This window comes from Flavicella sp., assembly GCF_037132785.1.
Lineage (GTDB): Bacteria > Bacteroidota > Bacteroidia > Flavobacteriales > Flavobacteriaceae > Flavicella.
This window is the reverse complement of record NZ_JBAHZZ010000012.1, coordinates 1-8974: the sequence shown is the minus strand read 5'-3', so window position 1 is coordinate 8974 and position 8974 is coordinate 1. Positions and strand designations below refer to the sequence as shown.

Here is an 8974-nt window from a genome sequence, read left to right as displayed (position 1 = left end):
CAATCCCTAACAGTATTTACATGAACACCGTAAAACATTGCTATGTCCTTTTTCTTATCTCCTCGATTTATCATTTTTATGGCATCCCTTCGTATAATTTCTCTTTCTTGATCGGACACGCTTCGTAAGTCTGTTTTTTCCATAAATAAAGATACAAAAAAATATATTAATTAAAGAACTACTGGTTCTTAGTTAATACAATGGTAACTGAGAATTTAAAAACAAAACCTTTCTCGTTGCTATAGCAAAAAAAACAAGAACAAATTAACTGCTTGTTTTCCATAATATTTTTTCACAAAAACACAATCATTTGTCGAATTATACCGTATATCCCAAGTATAATTAAGCTAGCCAACAAGACAAAAAACCTTAGCTTATCGGCAGACAATACACTAAGTTATTTACAGTAATTTAATTTAATACTTTTTAGTATTTTACTACTGTTTTCTCGAGTAAAAATCGTATATTAAGAATATAATAAATTTAAAATCTCAGCGTTATGGACACTAAAAAAAACCCACGTGCTAGATTAGAAAACTACAGTCAACTGTTCTGGCTAATAGGATTGGTTTTGGCTCTATTTTTCATATATATCGGTATAGAGCACAAAACATCCACAAAAGAAATTACTAATTTTAGCACTATTGATCTCTCCTCAGATCGAATGGAAGAAATGATTATCACACATCGGAAACCACCTCCAATCAAACAGGCACCACCTCCTCCTCCTAAATTGATTGAAGCAATAAAGATAGTGGAGGATATCTCAGACATCATAGAAACCATTATAGAATCAACAGAGACGGACGAATCTGAAGCCGTAATAACTTCAATAGACATTGATCTTATAAACGAAGCGGTAGAATATGAAGAAATCATAGAAGATATCCCATTTGCAATCATAGAAGACGTTCCAATATATCCCGGATGTGAGAAAGGTAATAAAGAAGATAAAAAAGCTTGTTTCTCAGATAAAATAAGACAACATATCAATAATGAATTCGATTCCAACATTGCTAATAAACTCGGTTTATCTGAAGGAAAAAAGAAAATTTATGTAATGTTCACAATTAATGAACATGGTAATATTACAGAAGTAAAAGCAAGAGCTCCTCATCCTAGACTTCAAGCCGAAGCCAAAAGAGTGATTCTTTCTCTACCTAAAATGACTCCAGGAAAACAACGAAAAGTCCCAGTTAGGGTAAGATATTCTTTACCTATAACTTTTGAAGTAATCATTTAATATTTAAGAGACTATTTTTTTGATAAAAACCGCAATATAATAGTCTCTTTTGATTTTTTAACACTCTAAATTATTAAAACATGTTTTCACAAAACCATCCATAAAAATTGTTAGATAAATACATGATTTTTCATGTATTTAATCAACTAAAAACAATCAACTTCTTAATTTAATACATAGAAAACATTAACTATCAGAATATTAAAATAAAATTTCACAATGAACTAAAAATTGCTTGCCATAAAAAGAATTTTATAAAAAAAATACGTAAGTTTAAACATCAAAAATATCTATAAATGGAAATTATACATATTAGTGCTGAATGCTACCCTATTGCAAAAGTAGGAGGACTTGCTGACGTAGTCGGAGCACTACCAAAATACCAAAATAAAGCAGGAAAAAAGAGTGCTGTAATAATGCCATATTACAAAACCAAATTCACTCAAAACAACATGCTTAAATCAGATCATAAGGGCACAGTTTCCTTAGGTAGTTTAATCTACGATTTTGAAGTATTTAGTTTAGACAACGAAACGTTAGGATATCCTCTTTATCTAGTAAAAATACCAGACTTAATGGATAGGGATAATGTCTATGGATATAATGACGATACAGAACGTTATTTGGCATTTCAAAAAGCCGTATTAAATTGGATTGTACAATTCCAAGACAAACCAAAAATCGTGCATTGTCATGATTATCATACAGGTTTGATTCCTTTTATGATGTTATATGCTCATAAGTACCAATCGTTGCGTAAAACGCCTACAATACTAACAATTCACAATGCGCAATACCAAGGTCAATTTTCATTTGACAAACTAAACTATTTTCCAGAATACGACTTATCAAATTCAGGAATGCTAGAATGGGATCAAATGATAAACCCTTTAGCAGCAGCAGTAAAATGTGCTTGGGCTATTACTACTGTATCCCCAAGTTATTTAATAGAATTAAGAAGTTCAGCAAATGGTATGGAGTGGCTATTGGACAATGAGAAAGAAAAATCCATTGGGATTTTAAACGGAATCGATACTGAAGTATGGAACCCTGCAACAGATCCTATGATTCTGAAAAAATTCAACAAACAGAATTCTCTTTCTGGAAAACGAAAAAACAAGCTTTTCTTATGTAAAAAATTCAACCTTGACCCTAAAAATCCACTTTTCGCTTTTATTGGCCGTTTAGTAGGTGAAAAAGGTGCTGAATTGTTACCTGAAATTTTCGATCAAATATTAAAAAACAAGAATCTTAACGCTAGCATACTTGTTCTAGGCTCTGGAGACCCTGAAATTGAAAAAGCTTTAAATAAAATAAAACCTCTTCATAAAGGAAAATACAACACTTATATAGGTTACGACGAAACATTATCACATATTATATATGCTGGTGCAGATTATTTAGTAATGCCCTCTAAGGTAGAACCCTGTGGCTTAAATCAAATGTACTCTTTACGATATGGAACAATTCCTATTGTTAGAAGCATTGGGGGCTTAAAAGATACCATTGTGGATATATCAGAAGAAAATGGTTTTGGTATTTGCCATGACAACACCGAAGTTGATGAAGCTGTAGAAGCAATTCAAAGAGCATCAGACCTTTACAATGACCAATCAAAATTTAAAAAGATCCGAAAACAAATAATGCTAATAGACCATTCGTGGGGTAATGCAGCAAATAAATATATTGATTTATACAACAAATTAATCTAATACACAATTATGAAAAAAAAGGTCTTAGGAATCATTTTAGGGGGCGGACAAGGGTCCAGGCTACAACCCTTAACTACAAGTCGTTCAAAACCAGCAGTACCAATTGCAGGAAAGTATAGATTGGTTGATATTCCCATTTCAAACTGTATCAATTCTGGAATTGACAGAATGTTTGTATTGACGCAATTCAACTCTGCGTCTCTTAACAAACATATTAAAAATACTTACAATTTTAGTTTTTTTAATGATGGATTTGTTGATGTATTAGCTGCGGAACAAACTCCAGGGAACTCTAATTGGTTTCAAGGAACAGCTGATGCAGTAAGACAATCTATGCATCATTTCCTAAATCATGATTGGGAATATGCATTGATTTTATCTGGAGATCAATTATACCAAATGAATTTCACAGAAATGATTAAACTTCACATAACAAACAAAGCTCAAGTGACAATCGCTACATTACCTGTTACTGCAAAAGACGCAACTGACTTTGGGATTCTAAAAACCGATGAAAACAACATCATCAAATCATTTATTGAAAAACCAGATGCTTCCTTATTGCCAGAGTGGACTTCAGATGTAACTGATGAGATGAAAAAAGAAGATAGAAATTACCTAGCTTCTATGGGGATCTATGTGTTTAGTAGAGATTTTTTGATAAAAGTATTAGAAGACAACACTACCATGGATTTCGGAGGTGAAATTATTCCTCAAGCTATTGACAAACAAAAAGTACTAAGTTACCAGCATGAAGGTTATTGGACAGATATTGGTACTATTTCCTCTTTCTTTGATGCAAATTTAGGACTAGCAGATCCTGTTCCTGCATTTAATTTATTTGACAAATCAAAAAGCATATTAACAAGAGCTCGAATGCTTCCTCCATCAAAAATTATGGGAACTACGCTAGAAAGGACTTTAATTGCTGAGGGCTGCATTATAAATGCTAGTAGAATAGAACGTACTATTGTTGGTATTCGAAGTAGAATTGGAGTTGGTACTACTATCTCAAACTCCTATGTGATGGGGTCAGACAATTATCAGAGTATTGAAGATTTAGAACAGTGTAAAAAAACGAAAAAACCTTATATAGGCATCGGTGAACGTTGTTATATAAACAGATGTATTATTGATAAAAATGCCCGTATCGGAGATGACGTAAGAATCAATGGAGGAGATCACTTAGAAGATACGGATACAGAAACATACAGTATTAAAGACGGAATTGTTGTAATAAAAAACAAAGCAATTATTGCCAATGGAACCGTAATTTAAACTTATTAACACACTACAGCAATGCCTTTGAACTTGCTGTTTAACTCTAAAAAATTCCGAATTTATGAATAATGTAAAAGCTTTTAGTCTATTTACCGAATTTGACATCAATTTATTCAAAGCAGGAAAACACTATCGATTATATGAGAAATTTGGAGCACATCCAGTCGTAGTAGATGGGATTGAGGGAATTTATTTTTCCGTTTGGGCACCTTCAGCCAATCATGTTTATGTGATTGGTGAATTCAATTTTTGGAATTCACGAGATCATCTTTTAAATGTAAGATGGGATGAATCTGGTATCTGGGAAGGTTTTATTCCTGGACTTAAAATGGGTGTTCAATATAAATATAAAATCCACTGTAATAAAGACGGAATTATCACAGAAAAAGCTGACCCTTATGCTTTCTCCTGTGAACAGCCACCAAGAACAGCATCTATTGCCTACGATATTGAAAACTATACATGGAAAGATAAAAATTGGATGTCTTACAGAAAAGACAAAAATGGACTAGACAAACCCTATGCTGTTTTAGAAGTTCATTTAGGTTCTTGGATGTATAACGTTGAAGAAAACAGACCTTTGACTTATATTGAATTAGCAGACAAACTGGTAAACTATTTAAAGTATATGGAATTTACCCATGTTGAGTTTATGCCCATAATGGAATATCCATATGACCCTTCTTGGGGATACCAACTCATAGGTTATTTTGCACCTACTTCAAGATTTGGTTCTCCTAAAGATTTTATGTTTTTGGTGGATCAACTACACTTAAATGATATTGGAGTTATTTTAGATTGGGTACCTTCTCACTTTCCTTCAGATGACCACGGTCTAGGTTTCTTTGATGGGTCACATTTATATGAACACCCTGACAGAAAAAAAGGTTACCACCAAGATTGGAAAAGTTTAATTTTTAACTATGGAAGAAATGAAATTAAATCTTTTCTTATCAGTAATGCTGTTTTTTGGTTGGACAAATATCATATTGATGGCTTAAGAGTGGATGCAGTAGCATCAATGTTATACCTAGATTATTCACGTGAAGACGGTGAATGGGAACCAAATATGTATGGTGGAAGGGAAAATCTTGATGCCATCTCATTCTTAAAAGACTTTAATACAGAAGTGTATGCTAGTTTTGAAGGAGTACAAACCATTGCCGAAGAATCTACCGCATTTCCTATGGTTACAAAACCCGAAAACATGGGTGGATTAGGCTTTGGAATGAAGTGGATGATGGGATGGATGCATGATGCCTTAGAGTATTTTAACGAAGATCCTATCAATAGAAGGTACCATCACAATAAAATCACTTTTAGTTTGGCCTATGCCTTTACTGAAAACTTTATGCTGCCACTCTCTCACGATGAAGTCGTTTATGGCAAACACTCAATCCTAGGTAGAATGCCAGGAGATAAGTGGCAAAAATTAGCCAATTTACGTTTGTTATATGGTTATATGTATGCACATCCAGGAGCAAACCTAATGTTTATGGGAAGCGAATTTGGACAGGAAAACGAATGGTCTTTTGATAACAGCTTGGATTGGAACTTATTAAAAGACCCACAACATGCTAAAATGAAAGATTTTGTTAAAGACTTAAATAAAATCTACAAAAACACACCTGCCCTTTACGAGAAATCTTTTGGTATAGAAGGTTTCGAATGGATCAATTATGAAAACCATGAGGACTCCATTATTTCATTTATAAGAAAAGGACATGATAAAAAAAATGACATCATCATCGTTTGTAATTTCACCCCTGTCGTTCGGAAAGAACATCTATTAGGTATTCATAAATCAGGACATTTGGTTGAAATACTAAATAGTGACGCTGAAAAATTTGGAGGTAGCGGTATTTCAAATCCTAAAAAGATAAAAATACGTAAAGAACCATGGAACTTTAAATCAAATTCTGCCAAAATAACACTTCCTCCTTTAGGAATTATTTTCTTTAAAATCACCAAATAAATGCTACAATTTCACGGTTTTTTGATTTAAAGGTCATCACTTCCAAAAGGCAGTGAAATTGTAATTTATACAATTACAAAACAATGTTAATTTTGTCTCTAAATAACAACTTATTTTATTTTTTTAAGTAACTTCACGACTTATTAAATACTAGTAATTATGATTTTAAATACGCAATTAGAATACAAAGGAGACCAATTTCCTTCTAATATTACGGGCTATAAAAAAGATGTGGATGTTCTACATTTTTCTACATCAAATAATGTAATACTTCAACTTACTGTTCTTCGAGATAGTTTATTGCGTTTTAGATATACAACTGTTGGTAAATTTGAAAATGATTTTTCCTATGCAATCGCCAATGACGCAAATACAGGCTACAATCATTTAGAAATTTCTGATGACGATGATAAATACATCGTCACTACTTCAAAATTAATTTGTCACATTTACAAAACGGATTTAAGAAAATCTATCTTTGATGCTTTAGACAATACAATAATTTGTGAAGACGAAAAAGGATTCCACTGGGAAGAAAGTTATGAGCTTGGAGGCGACATCGTTAAGATGAGTAAAACTGCTCAAAACAGTGAAAGTTACTATGGTTTGGGCGACAAACCACAACACAGTAATTTAAAAGGAAAACGTTTTGAAAACTGGGCAACTGATTCATACGCTTTTGGAAAAAATACAGACCCTATTTACAAAGCAATTCCATTTTACACAGGCTTACACAATGGGAAATCCTATGGAATTTTCTTTGATAACACTTTTAGAACTTTTTTTGATTTTTGTCAAGAAAGAAGAAATGTTACAAGTTTCTGGGCACAAGGAGGGGAAATGAATTATTACTTTATCTACGGTCCAAAAATGATCGATGTAGTAACAAGTTATACCGACTTAACTGGAACACCTGAGTTACCTCCTTTATGGGCTTTAGGATACCATCAGTGTAAATGGAGTTACTACCCCGAATCGAACGTAAAAGAAATCACGAAAAAATTCAGAGATTTGAAAATCCCTTGTGATGCGATTTATCTTGACATTGATTATATGGAAGGGTTTAGATGTTTTACTTGGAGCGACAATTATTTCCCAGATCCCAAAAGAATGGTAAAAGAATTAGCCGATGATGGATTTAAAACAGTTGTTATTATTGATCCTGGTATTAAAATTGACAATGAATATAGTGTTTTTAAAGAAGGATTAGACAACGATTATTTTTGTAAACGAGCTGATGGTCCTTATATGAAAGGTAAAGTTTGGCCTGGTGAATGTTATTTCCCAGACTTTACTAGACCTGAAGTAAGAGAATGGTGGGCTGGTTTGTTTAAAGTGCTTATTGAAGATATTGGAGTAAAAGGAGTGTGGAATGACATGAACGAACCTGCAGTTATGGACGTTCCAGGTAAATCATTCCCATCAGATGTAAGACACGATTACGACGGAAACCCATGTAGTCATAATAAGGCACACAATATTTACGGAATGCAGATGGCTAGGGCAACCTACCATGGCTTAAAGAAATTTAATTATCCCAAACGTCCTTTTGTAATTACCCGTTCTGCTTATTCAGGAACACAACGTTACACTTCTACTTGGATGGGAGATAATTTAGCAACTTGGGAACATTTACAAATTGCAAATATTCAAGCACAACGTTTAGCTCTATGTGGATTCTCATTTGCAGGCTCTGATATTGGCGGTTTCGCTGAACAACCTGATGGTGAATTGTACGCTAGATGGATACAATTAGGAGCATTTCACCCATTTTGTAGAACCCACTCATCAGGAGATCATGGAGATCAAGAACCTTGGGCATTTGATGAAGAAATTACAAATGTAGTTCGTAAATTTATTGAAATTCGATACGAATTATTACCTTACTTATACACTTCATTCTTCAAATATTCAATAAAAAAAGAACCAATGTTAAAGTCACTGGTACTATTTGATCAAGAAGACAGTCAAACACATTATAGAAATGATGAATTTATCTGTGGTGATAAAATATTAATTTGTCCGATTAACGAACCGAATGCTACTGGAAGAAGAATGTATATCCCAAGAGGTGAATGGTACAACAACTGGACAAAAGAAATTGTTTCTGGAGGCAAGGAATTATGGGTTGATGCTGATTTACATCAGATGCCTATTTTTATTAAAGCTGGAGCAGTGATTCCTAAATATCCTATTCAACAATATGTCGGAGAAAAGGTGATAACAGAATTAACATTAGATCTTTATTACAAAAACGGGAAAGAGGAATCTGACTTATTTGAAGATGCAAATGACGGTTATGACTACACTAAGGGTCGTTTTAGTTTAACACAATTTAAAGTAATAGGCACCAAAGATAAATTAACTTTTAGACAACATAAACAAGGGAAATTTATTACTTCTTATGACACTTTTAAAATCAATTTATTTGGCTTGCCTTTTGACGTAAAATCTATCAAAATTGACAACGAAGAAGTTTCTTTAGAAGATGTTAAATTTAAACAGAAAACCTTAATCGTTTCTAAAGAATTTACAAATATTCAATTCATTGGATAACTATAAAATATCTACTCAATAAAAAAGCCATCTAGAAATAGATGGCTCAGAAAAAGTCAATTAAAATTTACTGAGTTAGTCATTTAGTTTCTGTATCTTAGTGTCCTTAACTATAACAGATATGGATGTTTTTCAAGGTCAAAATATACTGAGTTTTATAAAAGAACTACCAAATGATGAAGCTTGTAAGGCTTATTTAGCCAAAAT

General features: G+C 32.8%; 5 protein-coding genes and 1 pseudogene. All 6 read left to right on the top strand.

The genetic code is table 11. The annotated features are described in order from the left end of the window. Nucleotides 1-571: 571 nt before the first annotated feature. A complete protein-coding gene (locus tag V5787_RS00985; protein ID WP_336891423.1) occupies nucleotides 572-1243 on the top strand; it encodes an energy transducer TonB in 672 nt (223 codons plus the stop codon). 296 nt (nucleotides 1244-1539) lie between these two features. Continuing rightward, nucleotides 1540-2955, top strand: a complete 1416-nt coding sequence (locus V5787_RS00980; protein ID WP_336891422.1) for a glycogen synthase — start codon at nucleotides 1540-1542, stop codon at nucleotides 2953-2955. Nucleotides 2956-2961: 6 nt separating this feature from the next. Then, on the top strand, nucleotides 2962-4233 hold the full coding sequence (locus V5787_RS00975) for a glucose-1-phosphate adenylyltransferase (protein ID WP_336891424.1): 1272 nt from the start codon (nucleotides 2962-2964) through the stop codon (nucleotides 4231-4233). 64 nt (nucleotides 4234-4297) lie between these two features. Beyond that, nucleotides 4298-6211 carry a 1,4-alpha-glucan branching protein GlgB gene (glgB, locus tag V5787_RS00970; RefSeq protein WP_336891421.1) on the top strand — a complete coding sequence of 638 codons (1914 nt, stop codon included), beginning with the start codon at nucleotides 4298-4300 and terminating at the stop codon, nucleotides 6209-6211. A gap of 159 nt (nucleotides 6212-6370) precedes the next feature. Continuing rightward, nucleotides 6371-8767: a glycoside hydrolase family 31 protein gene (locus V5787_RS00965; RefSeq protein WP_336891420.1), complete on the top strand. Its 2397-nt coding sequence runs from the start codon at nucleotides 6371-6373 to the stop codon at nucleotides 8765-8767. Between the two features lie 121 nt (nucleotides 8768-8888). Beyond that, nucleotides 8889-8974, top strand: a pseudogene (locus V5787_RS00960) (IS1595 family transposase); the annotation flags it as partial.

Excerpts from the sequence above, each read along its gene's own strand:
- V5787_RS00980 (WP_336891422.1), top strand. The coding sequence starts at position 1,540 with ATGGAAATTATACATATTAGTGCTGAATGCTACCCTATTGCAAAAGTA.
- glgB (WP_336891421.1), top strand. The coding sequence starts at position 4,298 with ATGAATAATGTAAAAGCTTTTAGTCTATTTACCGAATTTGACATCAAT.
- V5787_RS00965 (WP_336891420.1), top strand. The coding sequence starts at position 6,371 with ATGATTTTAAATACGCAATTAGAATACAAAGGAGACCAATTTCCTTCT.